At 34.6% G+C, this 23,872-nt stretch carries 16 protein-coding genes, 2 pseudogenes and 2 other annotated features; of the genes and pseudogenes, 11 read left to right on the top strand and 7 right to left on the bottom strand.

The features are described 5' to 3' along the window. Window positions 1-45 precede the first annotated feature (45 nt). From C564_RS38065 to C564_RS0119295, 5 genes and pseudogenes are all read left to right on the top strand, one after another. Window positions 46-177, top strand: coding sequence for a hypothetical protein (locus C564_RS38065; protein ID WP_003197296.1), 132 nt, complete (start codon window positions 46-48; stop codon window positions 175-177). Between the two features lie 237 nt (window positions 178-414). Then, window positions 415-989: pseudogene (locus C564_RS38230) on the top strand (hypothetical protein). A gap of 702 nt (window positions 990-1,691) precedes the next feature. Next, window positions 1,692-2,321, top strand: a complete 630-nt coding sequence (locus tag C564_RS0119305) for a Type 1 glutamine amidotransferase-like domain-containing protein (protein WP_026008632.1) — start codon at window positions 1,692-1,694, stop codon at window positions 2,319-2,321. A gap of 175 nt (window positions 2,322-2,496) precedes the next feature. Further along, the gene (locus C564_RS0119300) at window positions 2,497-3,378 is read left to right on the top strand and encodes a methyltransferase domain-containing protein (RefSeq protein ID WP_018766460.1); all 882 of its coding nucleotides are present in this window, start codon (window positions 2,497-2,499) and stop codon (window positions 3,376-3,378) included. Window positions 3,379-3,657: 279 nt separating this feature from the next. Continuing rightward, window positions 3,658-4,485, top strand: a complete 828-nt coding sequence (locus C564_RS0119295; protein ID WP_006094703.1) for a DegV family protein — start codon at window positions 3,658-3,660, stop codon at window positions 4,483-4,485. 185 nt (window positions 4,486-4,670) lie between these two features. Here the strand turns inward: C564_RS0119295 and C564_RS0119290 are convergent, their stop codons facing one another. Together C564_RS0119290 and C564_RS0119285 are read right to left on the bottom strand one after the other, a co-directional pair. After that, window positions 4,671-5,843, bottom strand: coding sequence for an MFS transporter (locus C564_RS0119290; RefSeq protein WP_018766459.1), 1,173 nt, complete (start codon window positions 5,841-5,843; stop codon window positions 4,671-4,673). Beyond that, window positions 5,843-6,409, bottom strand: coding sequence for a PadR family transcriptional regulator (locus C564_RS0119285; RefSeq protein WP_018766458.1), 567 nt, complete (start codon window positions 6,407-6,409; stop codon window positions 5,843-5,845). The genes C564_RS0119290 and C564_RS0119285 overlap by 1 nt, the downstream gene beginning before the upstream one ends. 433 nt (window positions 6,410-6,842) lie before the next feature. Here C564_RS0119285 and C564_RS0119280 point away from each other — a divergent pair, with 433 nt between their 5' ends. Both C564_RS0119280 and ileS read left to right on the top strand, forming a co-directional pair. Beyond that, window positions 6,843-11,051 carry a bacteriocin-processing peptidase family protein gene (locus C564_RS0119280; RefSeq protein ID WP_018766457.1) on the top strand — a complete coding sequence of 1,403 codons (4,209 nt, stop codon included), beginning with the start codon at window positions 6,843-6,845 and terminating at the stop codon, window positions 11,049-11,051. A 115-nt stretch (window positions 11,052-11,166) separates the two neighbouring features. After that, window positions 11,167-11,406: a binding site (T-box leader), on the top strand. A 54-nt stretch (window positions 11,407-11,460) separates the two neighbouring features. Beyond that, window positions 11,461-14,562 carry an isoleucine--tRNA ligase gene (gene ileS, locus C564_RS0119275; protein ID WP_018766456.1) on the top strand — a complete coding sequence of 1,034 codons (3,102 nt, stop codon included), beginning with the start codon at window positions 11,461-11,463 and terminating at the stop codon, window positions 14,560-14,562. A 304-nt stretch (window positions 14,563-14,866) separates the two neighbouring features. Here ileS and C564_RS38225 read toward each other — a convergent pair whose 3' ends face one another. Then, complete coding sequence (locus C564_RS38225) at window positions 14,867-15,049, bottom strand: hypothetical protein (RefSeq protein ID WP_033794835.1); 183 nt, start codon at window positions 15,047-15,049, stop codon at window positions 14,867-14,869. Between the two features lie 332 nt (window positions 15,050-15,381). Between C564_RS38225 and C564_RS0119265 the strand changes: the two genes are divergently transcribed. Next, window positions 15,382-15,612, top strand: coding sequence for a hypothetical protein (locus C564_RS0119265; RefSeq protein ID WP_006094706.1), 231 nt, complete (start codon window positions 15,382-15,384; stop codon window positions 15,610-15,612). Between the two features lie 165 nt (window positions 15,613-15,777). Continuing rightward, window positions 15,778-16,033, top strand: a pseudogene (locus C564_RS37595) (sensor histidine kinase); the annotation flags it as partial. Window positions 16,034-16,048: 15 nt separating this feature from the next. Here the strand turns inward: C564_RS37595 and C564_RS0119260 are convergent. Next, a complete protein-coding gene (locus tag C564_RS0119260; RefSeq protein ID WP_018766454.1) occupies window positions 16,049-17,122 on the bottom strand; it encodes a DUF418 domain-containing protein in 1,074 nt (357 codons plus the stop codon). Next, a complete protein-coding gene (locus C564_RS0119255; RefSeq protein ID WP_018766453.1) occupies window positions 17,112-17,708 on the bottom strand; it encodes a TetR/AcrR family transcriptional regulator in 597 nt (198 codons plus the stop codon). The genes C564_RS0119260 and C564_RS0119255 overlap by 11 nt, the downstream gene beginning before the upstream one ends. Window positions 17,709-18,029: 321 nt before the next feature. Between C564_RS0119255 and C564_RS0119250 the strand changes: the two genes are divergently transcribed. Further along, a complete protein-coding gene (locus tag C564_RS0119250; protein WP_018766452.1) occupies window positions 18,030-19,538 on the top strand; it encodes a M36 family metallopeptidase in 1,509 nt (502 codons plus the stop codon). A gap of 116 nt (window positions 19,539-19,654) precedes the next feature. Here the strand turns inward: C564_RS0119250 and C564_RS0119245 are convergent, their stop codons facing one another. Both C564_RS0119245 and C564_RS0119240 read right to left on the bottom strand, forming a co-directional pair. Beyond that, on the bottom strand, window positions 19,655-21,148 hold the full coding sequence (locus C564_RS0119245; protein ID WP_018766451.1) for an NAD(P)/FAD-dependent oxidoreductase: 1,494 nt from the start codon (window positions 21,146-21,148) through the stop codon (window positions 19,655-19,657). 317 nt (window positions 21,149-21,465) lie between these two features. Next, entirely contained in the window at window positions 21,466-21,945 is a 480-nt protein-coding gene (locus C564_RS0119240) for a hypothetical protein (RefSeq protein ID WP_018766450.1), read from the bottom strand. A 270-nt stretch (window positions 21,946-22,215) separates the two neighbouring features. Further along, window positions 22,216-22,427, top strand: a binding site (T-box leader). 105 nt (window positions 22,428-22,532) lie between these two features. Between C564_RS0119240 and aspS the strand changes: the two genes are divergently transcribed. After that, on the top strand, window positions 22,533-23,831 hold the full coding sequence (aspS, locus tag C564_RS0119235) for an aspartate--tRNA(Asn) ligase (protein WP_006094713.1): 1,299 nt from the start codon (window positions 22,533-22,535) through the stop codon (window positions 23,829-23,831). The last annotated feature ends 41 nt before the right edge of the window (window positions 23,832-23,872 follow it).

The following is a 23,872-nucleotide window of genomic DNA, read 5'->3' as shown; positions in this document are numbered from 1 at the left end:
ACGCTATTCTTTCTGTAGAATCATAGGAAAGGATGGCGTTTTTGTATGTCTATTTCTGTATCTGATGAATTACAACTATTTGCTCAAGAGATTCAAAGTTTTTTATCTCCAAATATCTTACGAGATCTTGCTAGAGATGTTGGTTTCGTGCAACGAACCAGTAAATACCAAGCATAACATGAATTTAAATATCAATTTATAAGTTAACAAGCATATATTCTTAATATTTTGATTGAAGAAAGCAGCAACTATATCGTTGCTGCTTTCTCATTTTCGTTATTGACTACTGATAAGTGGTGTTATGTAAACTTCAGATGTATACGATATTCATTAAAAAATGTACGACTTATTCTAACTCTACAGTGATAGAATGTAATAAATCTATATTTTTACAGGTGATAGGAGGAATGATTTTTGCATAAAAAACTTAGAAAATATCTTATATTAGGTTCCTTAACCCTTATCATTAGTGGCTGTTCGATTTCAAAAGGATACGATACACCACAAGAAGCATTAAAGCACGGATTAAAACCAACAAGTGATGCAGAAACAAATAAATATTCTGTTTTAGAGCGTATTATAAAAATAGATGGAAAAACAGCCTTTTTTGTTACACCTAGTGATTACATTTCAATAGCAGATTTAGAAATAAAAAATGGACTGTTAGTGGGATGACAGGAGGAACAAATGTAAGTGAGTTAGAAGTACAAGATTCTGGTATATCACCTACTATGGGAATATCAAATGGAAAAGTTATTTCTGGTTATCTTAAGAACCCATCTATTAGCAAGGTATCATATGAATCCACCCCAGGACATATTGTAGATTTAGATAAATTCTTACCAAACGAACCAAAGTATAAAGGATGGAGTTTATGGTACGTGATCCTTCCTAATAAATTAGATGATGGTCCAAAATCGTTAGATCTCATTACGACTGTTTTAGAATTTAAAGATACAAACGGCACTATTATAAAATATAAGAACTGATCATTTATAAACAACTTCCGATTTCGAAAATTATATAAAAAAGCTTGCATCTTTCTTCAAAATGGTTTCTTATTATTTATTGTGAAATGAGGGTTTTCGAGTTGTTTTTGATCAATGTTTATTTCAAAGCTACATTTACACCTGTTGAATTTTTAAAATATTGTTTCTGTATATCTAAATTAACAATTTTTAAGTGGAGAAGAAAAGATAAATATTTAATGTTACAACTTTAAATGAATACGAGTATAAATGTATAGATGTACATTTATACTCAAGGTGGAATTAGAAATTCTATATGAGTAACAGTAATAAATGTAATCATTAGAATAGGATCTCAGTAACGATAATAATTGTTTCAAAAGGAAGAACTATGTACGTTATTATGGAGTATATAAGCTTTTATAGTAACGATGATAGTTGTCTCTGGACAGCTATTTACGTACAGTAAAACGCCGAAGAAATAAGAAGTTAGGTGGGAGATAAACTACCCGTAAAAGCCAAATTGATGAAGGCTAATAATCGGAGGGAATGAAGGAAACCTCCACTGATTATTAGCCTTCACTTTATATTATTTACAATATATCCAAAAAAGATAGAGATATATTGTAAAATTAGTATTAAGCTTTACAAGTGAAAGAGGTCAAAAAGAAGATCGTGAAACTGAAAATTAAGAAATTTCCAAATGGGAAATGGGGGATTTTAATGAGAAAAATGATATTATATAGCGATCAAATACAAGAAGATAGAAAATTGGATTATGAGCTTTTAAGGTTATTAAATAAAGAAAACCCTTCAATAGCATATCTTCGATCATCTTCAGATGAAACAGGAAAGTATTTTAATAATGTAGTTAAATATTATAGAGATTTAGGAATTAGCAAAGTAGAATATTTTGATTTAGATAAAGAATACGATGAAAGAAAGGTTAATAACATATTTAATTATGATGCAATACATCTTTCAGGTGGAAATACATTTCGCTTTTTAAATTCCCTAAGAAAAAGAAATTTATTACATTCATTAAAATCTTATGTGGAAAATGGTGGGGTTTTAATTGGTGTTAGTGCAGGTAGTATAATATCTACTAAAAGTATTGATACAGCTCAATTTGTAGACGAGGATATTATAGGACTAGAGGATAGAAGCTCTTTAGGTTTTGTAGATTTTGATTTTATGCCTCATTGGAGTGAGGAGCAAAGTGAAAAATATTTAGAATTATTAAAGGATTATTCCAGGCTGAAAAATAGGACAATTTATGCTTGTAAAGATGGTGATGGGATAGTTATTGATGGAGAAGATATTAAATTGATTGGAAATGTTATAAAAATCTAATTTGGCTTCAATTTATCAAATACATTTTGTCTAAATGAGCTGAACAGATGTCTAGATACATTAAGAACTTATGGACATGAAAAAGTGTTTTTATATCTAGAAAATATTTTTATCATTTGCTCAAAGTAGGGAACGAAATCAGCAATTTCAATATAAACAGAAGGAGGTAGCTCAATTGAAAGAGTATGATTGGGATAATAAGTTGGAGTATTTGAGAAATACAAGGGATCTATATTATAACGATGATTATCTAAGTTTTTTGGTGAATTCAGTTTGGAAAATCTCTAAACCAGTTCATATTGTTGACTATGGTTGTGGATATGGTTATTTAGGTCTGAAACTATTACCTCTGTTACCAATAGGGTCTAGATATACAGGAATTGATAAGGGGAAGAAACTAATTAATAAAGCAAGAGAGTTATTCCGCATTCTTCCATATGAAGCAGACTTTCTTGAGGCAGATGTTACTGAAATTCAATTAGAAAGTAAGTATGATATAGCAGTATGTCATGCTTTTTTATTACATATGAACGATCCAAAGACAATGTTACAAAAAATGATAGACTCGGTCGTTGATGAAGGTAATATCATATGCTTTGAACCACATTGGATTTCGAATATGTCTTCGTATAGTCTTAACAATCTAGAGCAATCAGAAATTGTTCAGATTGGTGTTCTTCAAAAATTATTTGAAAAAGATGCAAAACGAAATGGTAAAGATGGAAACATCGGTATTAAATTACCAACATATCTAAGTGAGCTAGGGGTAGAAAATGTTGAATGTAGAGTTAGTGATAAGATTAATTTTCTTAATGTTAATGAGGATCAAAGAGATAAACAGCAATTGTATCAATCACTCAAGGAAGAGGGAATCGGTAATACTCCTGCTGAAAAAGAAGAATTCATTGAACGTTTAATAAATCGAGGGCTGATATACAATGAAGCGATGGTGCAGTACGAAGCAGAATTACAATTTTCTAAAGCATTCACTATAGATTCTTCTTTAGTATATGCTCCAAGTATGAAAATTACTTTTGGCATAGTGAAAAGCAAGTAATGTAAATAAAGAAATGAGTTAGGACTTCTAACGCTGTATACATGTTAGAAGTCTTATTTTTTAGTTTGATAGTATTTTCTAAAAGAAAATATGTCAAAATCGTGTACGAATGAAAATAGATTCGATATTAATTTTGAAAACCTCGCTTAAATCACCCATTTCCTATGGAAAAACAGAGATAGTCTTGTTATGATAACAAGCATAGTCCTTTTTTAAAACTAGAATAGATAGAATTGTGAGAAAAGTCCGAGAAAAGGACGCGCACAAGGGAGGAACAACATGAAGCGTGTTGCTTGGTTTACTGATAGTACAACTGCAAACTTTACAACAAGTGCAGATAATTTTGTTATACCGATTGAAATTGTTATTAATGGAACGGCTTACAAAGACTGTGAAGAAGGTGTTCGTGAACGTGTCTACGATGCATTAAAACAGGGTATAACTGTAACTACGTCACAACCTAATTTTGGAGATATGGTTGCACTCTTTTCTAAATGTAAAGAAGAATATGAAGAGGGATTTGCAATCACAATTAGTGGGAAAGTAAGTGGCACTTATCAAAATATGATACTTGCAGCAGAAATGGCAGGATTTCCTCTAGTTGTAATAGATAGTGAAACAACGAGTTATCCAATGGATGAAATTTTAACAAAAGCGCAAACGTTATACCGTAAGGGTATGACTTTACAAGATATACAAAAGACAATACAACATGTGGAACGTAGTCCTTATTATGTATTTCCAAAGGATTTGAAAGGTCTATATGCAAGTGGACGTGTGAAAGGTGTACAATTTATACTAGGCAGTCTACTAAGTGTAAACCTAATTCTAGAAGTAAAACATGGCGAACTTGTGTTGGAGAAGAAAGTTCGTAAAATACAAAAATGTAAAGAATATATGCGAAGCGAACTTGAAAAAGAAATGCCGAAAGTAGTCCATGTTTTCCATGCGAATGATGAAGAAGGGGCAGAAGAATGGATTGCTGATTTCAGAGCAGTATTTCCTGAAATGAAGTTTTTAATTTACCCACTTCCTATATCTTTTGCTGTTCATGCAGGTGCTGGAACAATTGCGATTAGCTTTTTGAAAGGGGAAACCCGTGAATAATTCACGGGTTTTTTTGATGTGCCAGTTCTTATTTTTTTATGTTGATGGAAATAATTTAGAGAATGAGAGATGAAGTGTTTTAGTAATAAGTAAGTGATTAACCATTAAAATAAATTAACGTGATAAGATTTCCAACATACGATATATGCTGGAGGTCGTATTTTGTTCATAGTAATAACCTAATGTCATTTTTTCATTTTCCACAAAAACAAGCACAGATAACATAAAAGAAGAACACTAAATATGTAGAAAGCATTTGTAAATCCAAATAAATCTGATAAACTTCCGCTAAGCATCGGTCCAAAAAACATACCAATTGAGTAGGCTGTATTATAGATTGCAAAAAGTATTCCATATGCATGAACTCCGTTTTTGTCTGCGAGATATGTAAGTTCTGGTAAAGCAGGTGCTAGTAAAAGGCTAAAACTAATTCCAAGGATAGCAAGTACAAATATTTCCAGGGCGGTATGAGAAACAATCACTGTAAATGGGAAACATAAAGCAGCCAAAGCTATGCCTACTGCCATCGTTTGTTTTCTGCCAATTTTAGTTGAAAGTGTGCCAATGATTGGTGCGGTAAATCCATATGCGAGAGTTGGAACGGAAAATAGGAGTCCGATTGTCCCAGGGCTAAGGTGTAAGGTGTCTTGTAAGTAGAGTGGAAGAGTTGGCTCTAAAGCGCTAGATAAGGCCGATCCTAGAATAATAATACCGATCATAATAAATAGGGAACGCATATTCAAGATAGATCGATAGCTAATTCGTTGGTTTGAGCTGGATTTTGGTTCATTATGAAGTAATGTTATTCGTAATATACCATCAATGAGTGCAATACTGGCAGCGATAATAAAGGGAAGATGATACCCTCCCCATTGATAAAGTGCCCCGCCGATTGTTGGACCAAGGAGCATCCCAGCTGCTTGTCCCGATAAAGCGAGACCCATGGCCTTTCCGCGTTCTTGCAGAGGGAACACATCTGCTAGAAGTGCTAATCCAGCTGTCCATGTTGCTGCTGCAGATATACCTTGTAGCATTCTTGCGAGCACGAGCAACCAGAAACTATTTGCAAGTCCGAATAATAGAGTCGCTGCTGCAAGTCCAAATAAGCCTAGAATCATAGGGAGGCGTCTTCCAACCTTATCGGAAACCACTCCTAAAATGGGAGTAGCAAGAAGTAAAGTAATAGCGTAACTACCGAATAAAAAGCCAATCTCTGTTTGGGAAGCACCTAGTGTTTCTGTGTACCGTGGTAAGATTGGGACAATCATTCCGTAGATGAGCATATCCGTAAAGACAGCTACTGCTACAACCCATAACGAAGCTTTTTGCACGCGAGACATTTTTAACCTAGCTTCCATCATTTTTCCTCCGTGTTCTTCTTATTTTCTAATCGAGATAACATTTTTTCCATTTTTCCAATGAAACGTAGCTGTATTTCACATTGTTCATAAATATTTTCAAAAATCAGGCTCACATGCTCTGGAATGTCTATCATTTTTTCTTTAATAGATTGTCCAGCTTTCATATTCTCGTACATTTCTATAATTTTCTTTTTTTGATCTTGTAAGGCGGATGAAATGTGTTCAAGAGAAACAGTATTTGTATCGAAAAAAGTAAGTGCTGTATATAACTCTGTTGGGAATACGACTGAAGATTGCTGGAATGACTGAAGCATGAGTGTATAGAATTCATCTTTTCCAGCAGGTGTAACACTATAAATTGCTTTGGAACGATTGCCCGTTTTTTCAACGGCATCGAGCTCTACTAATCCTTCTTTATCCATTTTTTTTAAGGCATGATAAATCGAAGCGGGAAAAACACCTGCCCAAGTGTCTGTTTGTGCTGATTGCATAGCTTGTTGTAATTCGTATCCAGACATAGGACCGTATTGCATGAGTAAACCTAGCACCATTAAACGTGTCATATGTATCCTCCGTTCAAATAGAAAATATAGAATACTAAATGTTTAGTATTTGTTTATAATATATGTGGAAATATTTGTTTTGTCAATAAAAGGATGGGGATTGTTATGTCCCGTTATTTCAGGAAATAAGACCCACCCCAAAATTCAGCGAAAGTAAAGAAGTTTAGATGGGATACAAACACCGTATAAAATTTTGATTTATAAGTGGTGATTAACTTAATAAAATAAATTTTATTTCACCAAATTAAACAAAATACATGAAAAAATAGTTATTTTTATTCTTTTTAAACTATAATTTAAATAATATTTTCTATTATCGAGGATTATATAAGATTTTAATTGAATACATGATATAAGCTGTGTAGAATCTAAGCAAGCGGATAAGAATACTGCTTACTGATGCGCAAGAAAAATAATTACTAGAGGTGAATGCATGTTAGAATTTAGGCGATTAGAGATGTGTTTGAAGGAGAAACGATTTGTAGATGGATTACAGGATGTAAATAACGAAATTGCACATATAAAAGAAACCAATACGTTCTCCTATGTGAAGGAATGGCTTTCTTTGATTTCAGGGCATGAGGAATTTGATACGCTAATCCGTCTTACAGATGAAGGGCTTATGCATCAATATAGTGCCTTCCTAATTCGCTATTCATATAAAAAATTTCCAAATATGAGAACGCTCTCTTTATATTGTGATGAGCTAATTGATGACCGAAAAGTACTTGATGCTGAAAAGTTATTAAAAGACGCTTTGGACGATATAAAGGCAGAACAAATAGATTCTGATATTTTATCAAAAGCCTACTTTACATTAGTAAGATGCCTTTTAGAAATGAAACGAAATGAAGAAGCATTCCAATATATGAAAAAAGCTGAGAGTTATAGTACACGTCCAGTCTTTGATAAATGGGGCTATTTTTATATACAAATAGGAGAATGGGAGAAAGCGGAGCACTCACTTTTAGCTGGGATGGAACATAAGGAAAATGAAGAACTAGCGGTTTATTTATTATCACAGCTATATGCATATAAAGGTGAACAGAAACGAGCATTGCAATTGATTAATGATGCGATAGATCAGTTTCCGCAAGTACCGTATTTTTATTTCGAAAAGGTGAAACATTTACTAGATTTACAGTGTTATGAGGAAATGTTAACTGTAATAGATAAGATCGATCAGATATTACCGTACCATTCGTATAAAGCTTATTTTACACATTTACGTGCAGAAGCGTTGTATAAAATGAATAAGAACGAGGAGTTACTTGCTCTATTAAAAACGGAAGTATGTTTGAAAGAGTCACTATATCATAATATAGAAAAATACCCGAATGGGAAAAAAGTAAAATTGCCATTAGTACCAATCGTACAAAAAGATAATTATTGTGTTCCAGCGAGCTTGGAGATGATGCTTCGCTTATGGGGAGAAAGTCGTACACAAGATGAAGTCGCAAATCATATATTTGATGTAACAGGATCAAAATTTTCAGATACGGTTACTTATTTAGAAGAATTGGGCTATGTTTGTCGTTATTTCAAGGGGAACGAAAAGAACTATAAAGCATTACTCGATCAAAATATTCCTGTTTTATTAAGTATAGATATTGAACATGCATCCCATGTTCAAGTTCTTTCTGGATATGATGATCAGTTACAATCTTTTTTTGTTCAAGATCCTAATTTCTTGGAACCGCTTTTTGTTGAATATGAGAAGTTACAGGAAAGATATCGCTACACCGATGGTTTATCTATCGTATTTGTTCCTAAGGAGAAAAAGGAACAATTGTCATTTTTAGTAGAAGAGGAAGATGTATACTTCCGAAAGCTATTCTCTCTGACGGATCATTTAGAAGAGCTGGATAAAAAAGGGATTGAAAAACTTGTATCATTTTTACAAGAGACAAATGAAAATCCATACACGTGGTTATACACAATCAAACATATGGATGTTGAAGTGAATCAAGAGTTTATTCTTTTTTGTGCTGAAAGGTTAATGGAAAGATATCCGAATTCAGATTTTGTTAAGCTACATAGTGCACAATGCTTTATCCGTATTCAAGATCTGGAGCGGGCTAGTGATGTCTTGCGAAGTGTTGAGAAAAAGAATAATCAAGCATTGTATCATTTTATACATGGCCGTTATTCTTTAGAGAAAGAAGAGTATGAGGAAGCAATTTCTAGCTTCCGCTCATCGTTACAATTAGATGCGGATCAGCCAATCGCATGGAGTTTTCTGGCATTATCATATATGTATATAGATCAGTCTGAACAGGGCTTGCAAATGTCGCAAATTGCATTGCAACGTCATCCTGATAGGTTTATTCTTGTGAATCATGGTTTAGTTTTAATGGATTTAGAGCGTTATGAGGAAGCATATGAAGTGTTTAATGATTTATTGAAAGAATATAAGTATGAAGCACATATATGGTATGAAAGAGCCAAATGTGCGCATCAAATGGAGAAATTGCATTTAGCAATCAAAGGACTTCGCATCGCCATTCAATTAGACAAAACGGTACCATATCCATATGTAAAACTCTCAGAAATATATGAATCAGATCTAGAAGATAAGAAGAGTGCAGAAGCAATTTTATCGCAGGGTATCGAAAATTGCGAAGAATCATCATCATTATATACTCGATTAGGGGATTTGTATTTTCAAAATGATGAATTTGAAGAAGCTGAAAAAATATATAAACGTTCTTTAGAAGGAAATGATGGAGACGTTTATTCTCATTTTGGTTTAGTTCAAATTTATATGGCAAAAGAACAGTATAATGATGCAAAGCATTATATTTTCAGCATGGAAAAGAAATTTGAACAAAATGATGAGTTTCTAATGAATGCAGGAATGGTATTGTGGGACGCTGAAATGGAATTAGGGGCTAATGAAGAACAATTAAAGATAGCGTTGTCAAAGTTAGAAAATGGCATCCGATGTTTGAAAAATAATACAGCGAATGTTTTGGAGGAATATGTAAATAGAGTTGAAGGGACACCATTTGTACAACGTGGGATAGCATTTTTAAGAAAACTAGAAAAAGAAAGAGCGGATATTACTGAGTATGGCTGTTATGCTGGTATTTTATATGAATCTCTTGGACAATACGATCAAGCAATGAAACGATACCATCAAGCAATAAAGCATAGACCGAGTAATCTTCCGTATTTTCGTATTGGTGAATCCCTTATGGTATTAGGGGAATTGGAAGACGCAAAAAGAGCATATGAATCTTGCTTAGAAATAGATGCAAACTTTATAGGAGTACATTTGAAGTTAGCGGAAATATACGAAAAAGAAGAAAACCGTTTAAAAGAACAACATCATATGCTTCAGGTAATGATCCAAGAACCGATGATTGTAAATATGGAGTATTTGGCAGAGCTTTCAGTAGAAAATTCTCTTCATAAAGAGCTTCTATCTGAGTTAGAGAAATTGGCTGGCAGAGTGAATGAAATGTGGCGTTTAGACGCTCTTGCATATGTATATGGCGCCATGAAAGATGTAGATAAAGAACAAGAACTAATGGAAGAAGCTTTGCAAATGGATGAAGAACATGTGGAAGTACGATATCATTATGCAAAAGTACTTGTTAAAAAGCGAAATCCGGAAGCAATTACATTTGTTACAAATTTAATAAAGCAAGATATTGAAAATGAACGTGTATTTGAAGTGTATGTTCAAGCGATGGAACAAAGGCGGAAATTATCTCAAATACGAGAGTCCCTTCATTTGCTGCCAATTAAGAAAAAAGAAAGAAGTACTGCATTTATGTACGCTGCATCTGCACTTGCTGAGAGACTGAGTAAGCAACAACAAAATGAAGAGCCAAAGAAATCAATCCTTACAAGAGCATTTTATCGAATGAAAAACCGTGCGAAAGAAATTTCACTTATTACAATTGTTATTGATTTATTTGAAATTTCCTTAAAATTTAATGCTAAAAATAGTATGGCAGCGCAGCGTTTAGCGATATTTTATGAAAATGGGAATATGATTACAGAAGCGATAGATGTATTACAAACATCTTTAGAAAACATTTGGAATACTAGCGCGGCACGGCAACTTGTAAATCTTCTCATCGAACATGGTGATGAAAATGAAGAGATGTTAAGAGATGCTCTTGAAATAATAAAGCAGATGAGTAAAGAAGAGCCAAATGATTATGACATGCTCTTGTTACATTCAAATGTTTTGTTCATGTTAGGGGAAGAAAAACAGGCAGAAAAGATCTGTTTACAATTAATCGAAAGAATGCCTTTTGTGAGCCGTGCATTCCTTGCTCTAGCGGAAATATATCAAAGTGAAGAAAGATTTGAAGAGTCTATTGCAATGCTGGAAGAGGGAGTACTGCACCATCCGCAAGATCATGCAATGTTTCTCGCTTTAGCAGCGTCTTATCATCAGATTGGAAAAACAGAAAGGGCAGAAGAACTAACAAATCATATACTATCTTTCGATTCTTCAGATTTATTAGTTCGATACAACAGAGCATGCTATTTAGCTGTTTTAAATCGAAATGCTGAAGCGAAAGCAGAACTTGAAACTGTTCTTCATGAGGATGAAACTGGATTTTTTGCAGAGCTTGCAGAAGAAGATGAAAAGTTAGAGGAAGTGTGGGAAACAATAAAGTAATAGCAACTGTTCATGATGTATAAAATTCGAGAACTAGGACGAAAATGAAAATATATTTTTGAATTGATTGACAATTGTCTGTTTCATGGAATAAAATAACTTTTAATAAAAGTATACAAATCTGAAGACGAGAAAGAGTAAAATATTGTACTGTTCCCCAGAGAGCCGGCGCCTTGCTGAAAGCCGGTGTACAGACTTTATTTGAAAATCATCTCCGAGGAGCCGTGGCTGAATAAAGTAAGCTCGGACGGATGTCTACCGTTACAAAGAACGCGTATGTTAGTACGTTGCTAAGTGCTATTAGTTAAGATGCTAATAGAATTAGGGTGGTAACGCGGGTAAACCCGTCCCTATTTATAGGGACGGGTTTTTTGTGTGCTTTTACAAATTTTCAAAGGAGTGATTGTAAATGGAGAGGGTAAATGTAAAAGAATCAGCTGTAGGGAGAGAAACACGAATTCGCAAGCAGTGGAATAAGCAGAATATCTTTGAACAATCCATTCGAAATCGTGAAGGTGCACAATCTTTCATTTTTTATGAGGGGCCACCAACTGCAAATGGACTGCCACACGTGGGGCATGCGCTCGGACGGACGATTAAAGATTTAGTAGCGAGATATAAAACAATGACTGGATATAAAGTACTTCGAAAAGCTGGATGGGATACACACGGATTACCGGTAGAATTGGGAGTTGAAAAACAGCTTGGTATTTCTGGTAAACATGAGATTGAAGAGTACGGAATTGAACCATTTATTCAAAAATGTAAAGAAAGTGTATTTACGTATGAGAAGCAGTGGCGTGAATTTACTGAGAGCATTGGATATTGGGTCGATATGGAAGCCCCGTACGTAACTTTGGAAAATCCTTATATCGAGAGTGTATGGCATATTCTTGGGACTATTCATGAAAAAGGGCTGCTATATAAAGGACATCGAGTTTCGCCATACTGTCCAAGTTGTCAAACATCACTTAGTTCACATGAAGTAGCGCAAGGATATAAAACAGTAAAAGATTTAAGTGCAACGGTAAAGTTTAAAGTATTGCATAGTCAAAATGAATACTTTCTTGGATGGACAACAACGCCATGGACTCTTCCAGCCAATGTAGCACTTGCTGTACATCCAGATATGGAGTATGTGAAAGCACAGCAAGCTGATTCGGTTTATATTGTTGCAAAAGAGCTGGCAAGCAATGTATTAAAAGAAGATTATCAAGTATTGTCTACCCATAAAGGAGAAGAATTAGTAGGTACTTCATATGCAGCACCATTTCCTATGGATGAAGTTACGAATGGCTATCGTGTTATTTCGACAGACTTTGTTACGGGAGATAGTGGTACGGGGCTTGTTCATATCGCACCAGCGTATGGAGAAGATGATTATAAAGTTGTACAGAATCAAGGATTATCATTCCTTCATGTTGTGGATGAACAAGGTAAGTATACGGAAGCTGTTCCATTTTTACAAGGGAAGTTTGTGAAAGAATGTGATGTTGATATTGTTCGTTACTTAGCGCAGGAAGGATTGTTATACTCTAAAGAAAAATATGAACATAGTTATCCGCATTGCTGGCGCTGTGATTCACCACTCTTGTATTATGCTGGAGAAAGCTGGTTCATTCGGACAACTGAGATCAAAGAGACATTCTTAAAGAATAATGATGCAGTCACATGGTATCCAGAGCATATGAAACATGGGCGATTTGGAAAGTTTTTAGAGAATATGGTGGACTGGAATATTAGCCGAAAACGATACTGGGGAACACCGTTAAACGTATGGGAATGCAAAAACTGTGATCATCAATTTGCACCGAAGAGCATCGATGAATTAAGAAAGCATAGCGTAGGGCATACAGCAGAAAATTTAGAACTGCATAAACCGTATGTAGATGAAGTGAAGGTATGCTGTGAAAAATGTGGTAGTTCGATGACTCGTACGCCAGAAGTAATCGACGTTTGGTTTGATAGCGGTTCGATGCCATTTGCACAGTATCATTATCCGTTTGAAAATAAAGAGCTTTTTGAGGAACAATTTCCAGCTGATGTAATCGCTGAAGGTGTCGATCAAACGCGTGGTTGGTTTTATAGTTTATTAGCAGTAGCGGCTTTATATACGGGAAAAGTACCATATAAACGTGTATTATCTCTTGGGCATGTGTTAGATGAACAAGGACAGAAAATGTCTAAAAGTAAAGGGAATGCATTAGATCCAGTAGAATTAGTCGAGAAATTTGGTGCAGATGCATTAAGGTGGGCACTTCTTGTTGATAGTGCACCTTGGAATGCAAAGCGTTTTTCTGAAAGAACTGTGCAAGAGGCGAAGTCAAAACTAGTAGATACACTTGTGAATGTATATAGCTTCTATGTTTTATATACAAACTTAGATAAATACAATCCAAAAGAAAAGTATGAGGTCAAGCGGACGAAATTAGATGAGTGGGTATTATCACGTCTTCATAGTACAGTGAAACAAGTAAGAAATGCATTAGACGAGTATCAATTTACAAATGCAGCGCGTGAAATTGCGGTTCTTGTAGATGAGGTTAGTAACTGGTATGTAAGACGTTCGCGCAATCGTTTTTGGGAGTCTGGCATGAATCCTGAAAAGGCAGCTGCATATGAAACGCTTCATGAAGTGCTTGTTACGCTTAGTAAATTACTTGCTCCGTTTACTCCATTTGTCGCGGAAGATATTCATCTTAACTTAGAAGGAAATAGTGTTCATTTAACAGATTATCCAACAGCGGATGAAAAGCTTATTCAAACCAAGTTAGAGCAAGAAATGAATGCCGTTTTACAAGTTGTTGAGTTGGGACGTAGCAACCGAAATCAGCATGGATTAAAAGTGAAGCAACCATTAGCAGAGCTTGTATTACTTGAGCACCATGAGCAGAAAGTGGACTGGGAATCCTATCGTGATATTGTTATGGATGAACTGAACGTAAAAGCATTTCATGTAGAATTAGATGAAACACAATATACATCGTACCAATTAAAGCTCGATTTTAAGACTGCAGGACCGAAGTTCGGGAAGAACGTTAACGCTGTAAATCAATGGCTAAAACAATTATCGCAAGAAGAAGTACAAAACTTTGTTTCGACTGAAAAAGCATTGTGTAAGCTTGTATCTGGGGAAGAAGTTGTTGTAACGCTTGAAGATGTATTAGTAGAACAAGTACCCAAAGTAGGGTTTTCTAATACTACAAATGGACAATATACGGTAATGTTAGATACGAATGTGACAGATGAACTATTACAAGAAGGAGTGGCGCGAGAATTTATTCGAGCTGTTCAAGAGTATCGAAAACAATTGAATTTACCAGTTAATTTACGAGTAGATGTTATTTTGGATACAGAGGATGAATTACAAAACACTCTAACAAAGCATAAAGATTTATTAGAAGAAAATTTATTAGTAAAACAATTTACGTTTAAAGCATTGTCACAAGAAGAGGATGAAATTTCTTTAGGTGAGAAAAAGGTTCGTATTAAACTGAGTCCAGCTAGCTAAATGAAAAATAGGATATAGATGGAAAGTTCGAATTTTTTATAAAAGTAACTTGAGAATGGAGCGTAAAAAATTACAAGAATCCCTGCGGAATGTCGGGCAGGGATTCAGGGGTAAAGAGGGTTATTTGTATTTGTCGAAACATGTCGTTTTCAACAAGTTAATATTACCACCAATTTTCAGAAACTCATCATGTTAAATGTGTCTGAATTGTATATAAACTGTGTATAAATTTAAACAAAAATGCTATTTTACCTTATAAAACAAAAGTATGATAATCCTTATAAATAATTGCTGAATGATAAACTTACAAAAATGCTTTTAAAAGTTCTTGAACTAATGGAAGTACTCCACCTACAAATTTCAAAACTGCCATTGCGATTTTCATATTATTTCCTCCTCTTTCTTGTAAGATGTGATAAATGTTTATACCATTATTATAGAAAGTACTTATAACAATATAAATAAATTTCAATATATAATATTTCAAATTTATTTATATTTTATATTGTTATAATAGAAAGGGTAAATTCTACAGCATTTTTCGATGAACTGAATAACTAAAGAACATGAAAGTTTCCCTACTTAAAAAGGAAGAGAATTATAAAAATTCTCTTCCTTTTTTATGTGTACATAAACATTGCTTATCTATCTGAAAGTACATGTATACTATACGATTAGTGGCTCTGGTACAAATATGTTGCGCCCTTAAATAATTCATACAGATACGTAATCAAGTGTTCGTAAAGGTATAAGCTTACATAAAATAGAAATACTATCGTTGTGTATGGTAAGTATTTCATTATACAGGAGAGATGTTGTATGACTACTAATAAACGAAATGATTCAGAAAAGGAATTTGAACCTTCAATAATTAACTTAAATGATGAGTTAAATATAATTGATAATGGGGTTACAGAGAGAGTAGACGCTTATCAAAATTTGCAAGCTGAAGATACAGTTACACTTTTTTGGGGAGATGAATGGAATATAGAAGAAGCTGAGAAGAAAAAGATGGATTGTAATCGACCAAATGACGTTAAACAATATTAATTAACATCATGGAACATCTGTCAGTCAATCATACAGAAGCGATTTTAGGAACGTTATGAATAAAGAAACTGATGATTTCCTCAGACAAAAACAAAGCATCTCATTACTATTGAGATGCTTATTCAAATCAAGCATGAATTAACTATTATTATTTAAAAGAAATACAACAATTTATTTGATCTTTCAAAGTTAGAAAGTGGACAAGGAGCTTTTCATCCAAGTTTAACACATGCGGACAGAGCTCTGTTAAGAGGTATTAGAAGCTCAGTCGGTCTTATTAACGGACAAACGTATCGAGTTAAAAGTGTAAGTCTCCAATACATTACCTCAACTTTGGATTATGCCATGTAAAATAGTATGTGTTATCAGTAATTTATTACATAATGTTATACAGTATTCCCCTATATATGGAAAAATAGAGTGATAAATTAATAACTTATCCAGTGGTTTTTCTCATAACCCACTCTATAGGTCCTCTAGAAAATTTATTTCTCCATAAAATACTAAAAATGAAGAAACAAATGGCAAATATTAATACGAAAGATAAAGATTGATTTTCAAGTCTGTGTAAAAGGATCAATGTTCCGATGCCTAAAATGACGTGACTTACATAATGAGTTAAAGTTAATTGTCCGGTTTTAACGATGGCCCCAATAAACCAATTTTTTTCATACCTCTCAGTAATAAATAAGCAAAGGATCAAGATTATTAAAGCAGATCCGGTGGCAGATAAGATGTATAAAATGTTTGGTAAAATAGGTCCTGTATTAAATAAAAAGGTAGAGGATTCTTTTCCGATATAGGGGATGAAAAAATGAGTCAATACTTTTGACAACAATTCAGCAGTTGTTGAAATGATTAGGCTGATTATTAATAGTTTTTTTCTAATTTTATTATTATGAAGATTCATTCGTCCAATCAACATACCAACTAAGAAGAACGAGAACCATGGGAAAATAGGGTGGTAGCCGTTAAAGAATAAATTACGGAGGAATCCTTTTACTGACCAGAAATCTATATAGTTTATAAAAGGAATGGGGCCTCCCCAGCCTTCAAAGGCATTAAAGGTTAATTGGAGGTATTGTGTAATGAGTAAAATGAGTATCGATAACCAAAGCAATATCTTTTTATTTATTGTAATGAAGAAGGCTGCAATAAAGAGATACACGCCGTAGTAGTGTAATATATCACCTGTCCAGTCGATTGTGTATAACAATAAGCCTAATACAAATAAGAACAACGATCGCTTCCAAATCATTTTTTGACTAGCCATAATTTTAATTGGATTACTACTAGAAACGGATGATTTAGTCATAAGGGAGATTCCTATACCTGCAAGTATGACAAATAGAGCAGAAGCGCGACCCTCAAATAGTGACATAAAGGCTATTAACCATGGGGGGCCATTACCTTCAGCCCCGGTTATAACCATGAAATTAACAATTAGCATTCCAAACATAGCCCATGCTCTAGCAAAATCTAATCCAATAATTCTTCTTTTAATTTCCATGGGAAACACGTCCTTTAAATATGCTATGCACAGCTTCAATCCATATTTGTTTATAATCCATGTTTGTATCAAACATCATGAAATTCCCGATATTATCAAGCACCAATGCGAGCATATGAGCTTTGGCTGTCAGGTTATCATCCTCAATAAGTTGCAATGAATTTGCTTTAGTAAGAAGTGCTTCAAATCCCTTTAAATATTCTCTTTGTATGGAAAGGAGCCGTTCATTATAATTGTTATTTCTAGATGCAAGTAACAAGTATTCTTGTAGGACACGGTTAAAATAAGGATCTTTATCTTGTTCATCGATTATGTTTAAACCAATTTCAATACATTTTTCAATAAAATTGTTTTTTGTAAATTCATCAGTCTTAAAGAAGGTTGAAAATTGAACTGCCTGACATAGCTCATCAAATAAGCCTTCGATTAACGCATCTTTAGATTTGAAGTAATAATAAATAGATGGTTTTGCGATTCCGACTTCCTCGGCAATCATTGTGTATGTGGTCTTAGCGATTCCGTGCTCTGCGAATAAACGATAGCTTGCCTCGATTATTGCAGAAAGGGTTTCCTCACTTTTACTCATAATTGAGCCTCCTAACATGTAAGATCATATTCAGAATAGCATGCATTAAAACAATTTTCAACCTATCGTTAGGTAAAAAATAGCCCGTTTTTTTATTGCCACCATATGAGTTACGATTGGTAAATGTCTAATTAAAAACAAACATTTCTGCTTAATATCCATAGCGAATAATATCTTTCGAAAGTATTTATCATTTTGATACACAAATATTGAGAAAATATTACTTTCTGTATTAATATAAAAAAGATAAAGGTAATATAATTGATCTTATAGAATTACTCGTACATTCAAAATTTATTAAGAGAGTGGAGAGTGATTCTAATGTTCAAAAAAAGGATGGTAGCAATTGCTACAGCAATACCGTTAGTGTTAGGTACAGTATCGGTTGTTTCAGCGGTAGAAGAGAAACAAGTAAAGATAGACAGGTATTCTCCTCAGGAAAAAGCAGCCGAATATTTAAAAGCGAATGCCGCGCAATATTCATTAAAGACAGATCTATCAGACTTACAGTATATTTCAACTACTGATACACAGGTAGCTTCATATGTTAGATTTCAACAAGTAGTAAATGGTTCCCCTGTATTTTCAAAACAAATAACCGTGACTCTTAATGGAAAAGGACAAGGGGTACTTGCTGTTTCTGATTATCAGCCTGTTCAAAATGTGAAAGAAATAAAGCAAAAAATTAGTGAAAAAGATGCAGAGCAAAAATCAAAGGTATATGTTGGTGGAGAAAGTGAACAAAATTTATGGGCTCCAACAATGAAAGAATTCGGGTATATCATTGAAGAGGGAGTTGCCATTCCTGTATACCGAGTTGTAGTTCACTCCAATCAACCATTTGGTGCATGGGAAACATTCATTGACGCTGAAAATGGAAAACTACTAAAAAAGGTAGATATAAACCGTAAAGCGGAGGGAACAGGGAAAGTGTTTTTGCCGAATCCTGTCGTAACAAGTGGTAGTGTAACTGGATTAAAGGATAATAATGATGCAGATTCAGCAGCATTAAATAATCAATTAAAAACAGTTACTTTAAAAGGCTTAAATGGAACAGGCTTTTTAGTTGGAGATTATGTCACAATTTCTTCAAAGGCAAAAACAAAATCTTCAACTCTTCAATTTAATTACACACGTTCAAATGATAGTTTTGAAGATGTAATGGCATATTATCATATCGACACTTTACAACGTTATATCCAGCAAATAGGATTTAAGAACATTAACAATCGCTCTATTAAAGTAAATGTGAACGGAACGAGAGATGATAATTCTTTCTATTCTCCGTCAACAAAAGATTTAACATTCGGAACTGGTGGAGTAGATGATGCTGAAGATGCAGGAATCATCGCACATGAATATGGGCATTCGATTCAAGATAATCAAGTTCCGGGCTTTGGTAGCTCTCCAGAAGGTGGGGCGATGGGAGAGGGATTTGGAGATTTCTTAGGTGCAACTTATGAAGATGCTACATCAACTACAGGATATGGAAAAGCATGTGTAGGAGAATGGGATGCGACTTCTTATTCAAGTTCAAATCCAACATGTTTGCGTCGATTAGATAATAATAAGGTGTACCCAAGAGATGTGCAAAATGAAGTACATGCAGACGGAGAAATTTGGTCCCAAGGAGAGTATGAAATGGCACAATCCTTTGGCCGTGATGTAGCCACAAAAATCATTTTACAATCGCACTGGTCATTAACGCCAAATGCTAAATTCCGTGATGGGGCAAAAGCGATTAAACAAGCAGATGCTCTTCTATATGGTGGGCAACATGCGGCGGAAATTGATCGGATTTGGGCGGCAAGAGGAATTAGTACAAATTAAGAATATGAATGAATAATAAAGAAACCCTGGCATAACACCGATTATGCCGGGGTTTCTTTATTATTTGTATTTACTATCAAAAATTACCTATCCAGTCATCTAGGAGTTTTCCAGATTTATTGATTCACTGACGCAAAGGCTGTCTGAGAGAAAGTAGGTACAATTTGATTTAATACTACATCTAATGATTGACCATGGGCTAGCAAGAGTTCATCAAGGAAGCGCTGTCCTTCAGTAGATGAAGTGAGAATGGTAGTTACTAGCTGTGGATCAAATATAGTATGTGGTGAGATTGCTAATGAGTTTACTGCCCAATACATTCCGTATAATTTGAAATCACGCTCGGTTGTGGCATATTTAAGAAATAAATCCATATATTTTTGGCCAAAAGAAATCCCTTTCAATTGCTGTGAACTCACATATTCGACACCTTTCCACTGCAAATCAGTAGCACAATTGAGCCACCAAGCTGGTTCGATTACATCTTGCATTTTTTTGAGAACTCTTTGTTCAAAAAAGGGAGTAGGATTATTTTGTTGTTCTTGCAAGCAAGACTCGAGTACTTCTACTTCAATTGCAGCAACGGTCATTCCTTGACCGAAAATTGGATCGTAAATACAGAATGCGTCTCCCAAGACTAACAATCCAGAGGGCCATCGATCCATTTGTTCAAAGTGATGACGAAACAGTTCTGGAACACGATAACTCCGAGGAGAGGATATTGGTTCAAACTCATGCAATGTTTCTCCAATTATCGGACTTGGGAGCTGAGAAATAACCTGCTCAAACTCTTCGGCATTTGTAGGAGGATAATGTCCACCAGGACGATAGATTAGCACCTCGGCTATATTATTTTCAATAAAGGAAAAGACACCTGTAAAAGTTTCTTTAGTTGGCTGCCCTGCAATATTGATTGTGTCCCATTTTTCTGTGAGATGTAGTAGGTGGGAGGGAACCTTATAGCGGCGAGTACTATATCCAAGGGAGACTTTCAAGCGATCTGAATCTGGCACATCATAACCCTGATCTTGAAGCCAATTTACGAGTTTAGAGGAACGACCACTAGCATCAACTATCAAATCAGCATTTAGTGTTCGTACTTGTTCAGATTTTCCGCGTTCTGAGACTTGGACTCCTGTAACAGTTGTTTGATCAATCGTCATTAATAAACCAATTACGTTATGATTTGTGAGAAAACTAATATTAGAAATTTTTTGTACTTGTTTACGAAGTGTCCATTCAAGCAAAGCTCTACTGAACTTGACATCATTCCGTGGATATTGCATTTCTATCGTACCGTATTGATTCATGTTATGGATGGTTTTATTTAGTACTGAGGGTGCACCTTGTGCTGCTAAATCATTTTCATAGCCTGGAAAGAGTCGTTCTGTAATTAATTTACCACGCTGGGTAAAACGATGTGGATGGAAGGCTTGTGGAGTACCAGGACGGTTGTCAGGTCTTTCTGGAAAAGTATCTTTATCGACTATAAGCACTTCTTTATAGTAGGTAGAAAGTACTCTTGCAGTTAGTAACCCTCCAATACCACCCCCAATGATAATTGCTCGTTCTGTTTTTCCTGTTGTTAGTGCATAGTTGGTATGAGTCATAATTTTCAACCTCCATTTATCAGGTGAATTTTAATCAGTATTTTTCATTCCACATTGGTTATTAGTGATTGACTGAGGTTTTTCCTGCTTGCTAAATTAAATATTCTGCATTAAGGTCATTTAATGGAGCCACGCTAGGAAGTTGAAAGGTAGTTAGAGTTTTTAAAGGGAAAAAGAATGATACAAAAAAGCGTCATTCTTTCCTAATATTTCTTAGAAAGACCAACGCAATTTTCCATTTAATATATTTGTTTTATAAGTTTGAAGATATAGATATGATTATTGCAAGAAATCTTTTCTAATCTTGTAGAAGAATTTTATTTTTGAGATTCCTTAAAAACAAAATGCTCTTTAAACTTTCTTCCCTCAACTTTTTGACCATTTCGCATTGCACGGAAAGGATGTTCTTGCCATGTAATCATGACATCTACCTCGTTTGTTTTTACAGAAACAGGGAAATTTGCATGTTCAAACCCTGTTTTTCCACTTGCTAATCGAGCTTCTTTTAAAGAAAAGAGTTCATATTTTGTTTCCGTGTTTGATTCATTTCGGAATACTTCCACTTGTACGTTATATACTTCATCTTTTCCAATGTTTTGTACTGAGAAGTGATACGTGTGAAAAACATCTTTTTTAGGTTGTAACATGTTTTTGTCTGTTTTCTTTACTTCGTCAATATTTACTTTCCATTGTTTTGAATTCTGTGAGATGGGTAATGATTGTGGGGAATAAGCGTATGCTTGATTTGTCATTATCGTGCACAATAGTAAGAGTAAGAAACTTATAATTTTTCTCATGTATAGACCTCCAGAAGAAATTTACTAATAATATGCCTAGGAAAACAAATTGTTATGTAATGAAATAGTTTCTTTCTGAGTGGGAGGGGAAGTCATGATGCAAAAGAACTTGAAGAAGTGGCAAATCAAACTGATGTTGTTTTAGTGAAAGATTCGAGAGGAATGACATTAGAAGAAATTGTTTCAGAATGAATTTGAAATTAAAATCAGAAAATAATGAAAAAACACCTTGCATTTTCTCTTTTAAAGGAATAGAATACTCTGTAAATATAAAAAGTGGTGAACAGGAAAAGTACATGATGTAAGGGTCTCCAGAGAGCAATCAACTGCTGAAAAGATTGCGATACCGCATGATGGAAAGACATCTGTGAGCGTTGCTTTGAACGTGAAGGTTAGTAAAAGCAAACGGTACCTACCGTTATCAGGTTTAAGATGGTCAGTATGACAATTTGGGTGGTACCGCGGAAAAATCCGTCCCTATTTATAGGGGCGGATTTTTGTATTCTTTGAAAGGAGGTGAGTGGCCGTGGATGATGATGATGATAACAATAATGTAAATAAATATGAAAATATAGGAGGAAACAATAATGGATCAATCAATGAAGCGGTCACTCGTTCGTGAATGTAAAACATGTAGTAAAAAGGTGGTTTTACTACAAGGTTGGGTGAAAAAAATTCGGCATTTGGGGAATATCAGTTTTTTATTATTACGTGATCGAACAGGTGTTATTCAATGCGTGTTAGAAAAAGAATTAGCGGGATATAAAGTAGACGTAGAAAGTGTTGTTCAAATTATTGGCGAACTTGTGGAAACCACAAAAACAGAATTAGGTGTGGAACTGCTTGTAGAAGAAGTAAAAGTGTTAAATACTGCTGAGCCACTTCCTTTTGAAGTGAATAAAAGAAAGCTGCAAGTTGGTTTAGATCAAATGTTGAATGAGCGCGTCATATCGATTCGGCATGAACGGATACAAGCCATTTTTACGATTCAATCTACGCTCGTACAGGCATTTAGTGAATTTTTAATAGAGAACGATTTCACACGTATATTTACGCCGAAAATCGTTTCTCAAGGAGCAGAAGGGGGAGCGAATGTTTTTAAACTCCCTTATTTTCAGAAAGAGGCATATTTAGCTCAATCTCCTCAGTTTTATAAACAGATGATGGTAGCAGGTGGTTTTGAACTTGTTTTTGAAATTGCTCCTGTTTATCGAGCTGAGCATCATAACTCTTCTCGTCATTTGAATGAATATATATCATTAGATGTAGAGATGGGTTTTATTGAAGACTTTTATGAAGTGATGGCATTAGAGGCAGATGTTTTACGTTATATGTTTGAACAAGTAGGACAGAAATGTGAAAAAGAATTAGTGCTCTTGCAAGTTACGGTTCCTATAATTACAGAAATTCCAAAGATTACACTTGCAGAGGCGCAGAGCATTTTAAAAACAAAGTACCGAAAAGAATCACCAGCAGGCGACTTAGATACAGAAGGGGAAAAACTAGTTGGAAAATATGTGAAGGAAACATACGGTAGTGATTTTGTCTTTATCACACATTATCCGAAAGAAGCGAGACCGATGTACACGATGCCGAATAAAGAAAATCAAGCTGTTACGGATTCTTTTGACTTATTATATAAAGGATTAGAGATTACATCAGGTGCGCAGCGAATTCATGAGTATCGTATGTTACTTGCTTCTTTTAAAGAAAAAGGGTTACAGCCAGAAAACTTCGAGTCTTATATTAATACATTCCGATATGGATGTCCGCCTCATGGTGGTTTTGGGATTGGGTTAGAAAGGCTTGTATATAAGTTTTTAGAACTATCAAATGTGAGAGAAGCGAGTGCATTTCCGAGAGATTGTACGCGTCTCGTGCCATAAAGAAAAAGAATCTTCGCGCTTGTTGCGAAGATTCTTTTTTA

The organism is Bacillus sp. 105MF (assembly GCF_000374885.1).
GTDB classification, from domain to species: domain Bacteria; phylum Bacillota; class Bacilli; order Bacillales; family Bacillaceae_G; genus Bacillus_A; species Bacillus_A pseudomycoides.
This window is presented reverse-complemented; position numbering and strand designations above follow the sequence as displayed.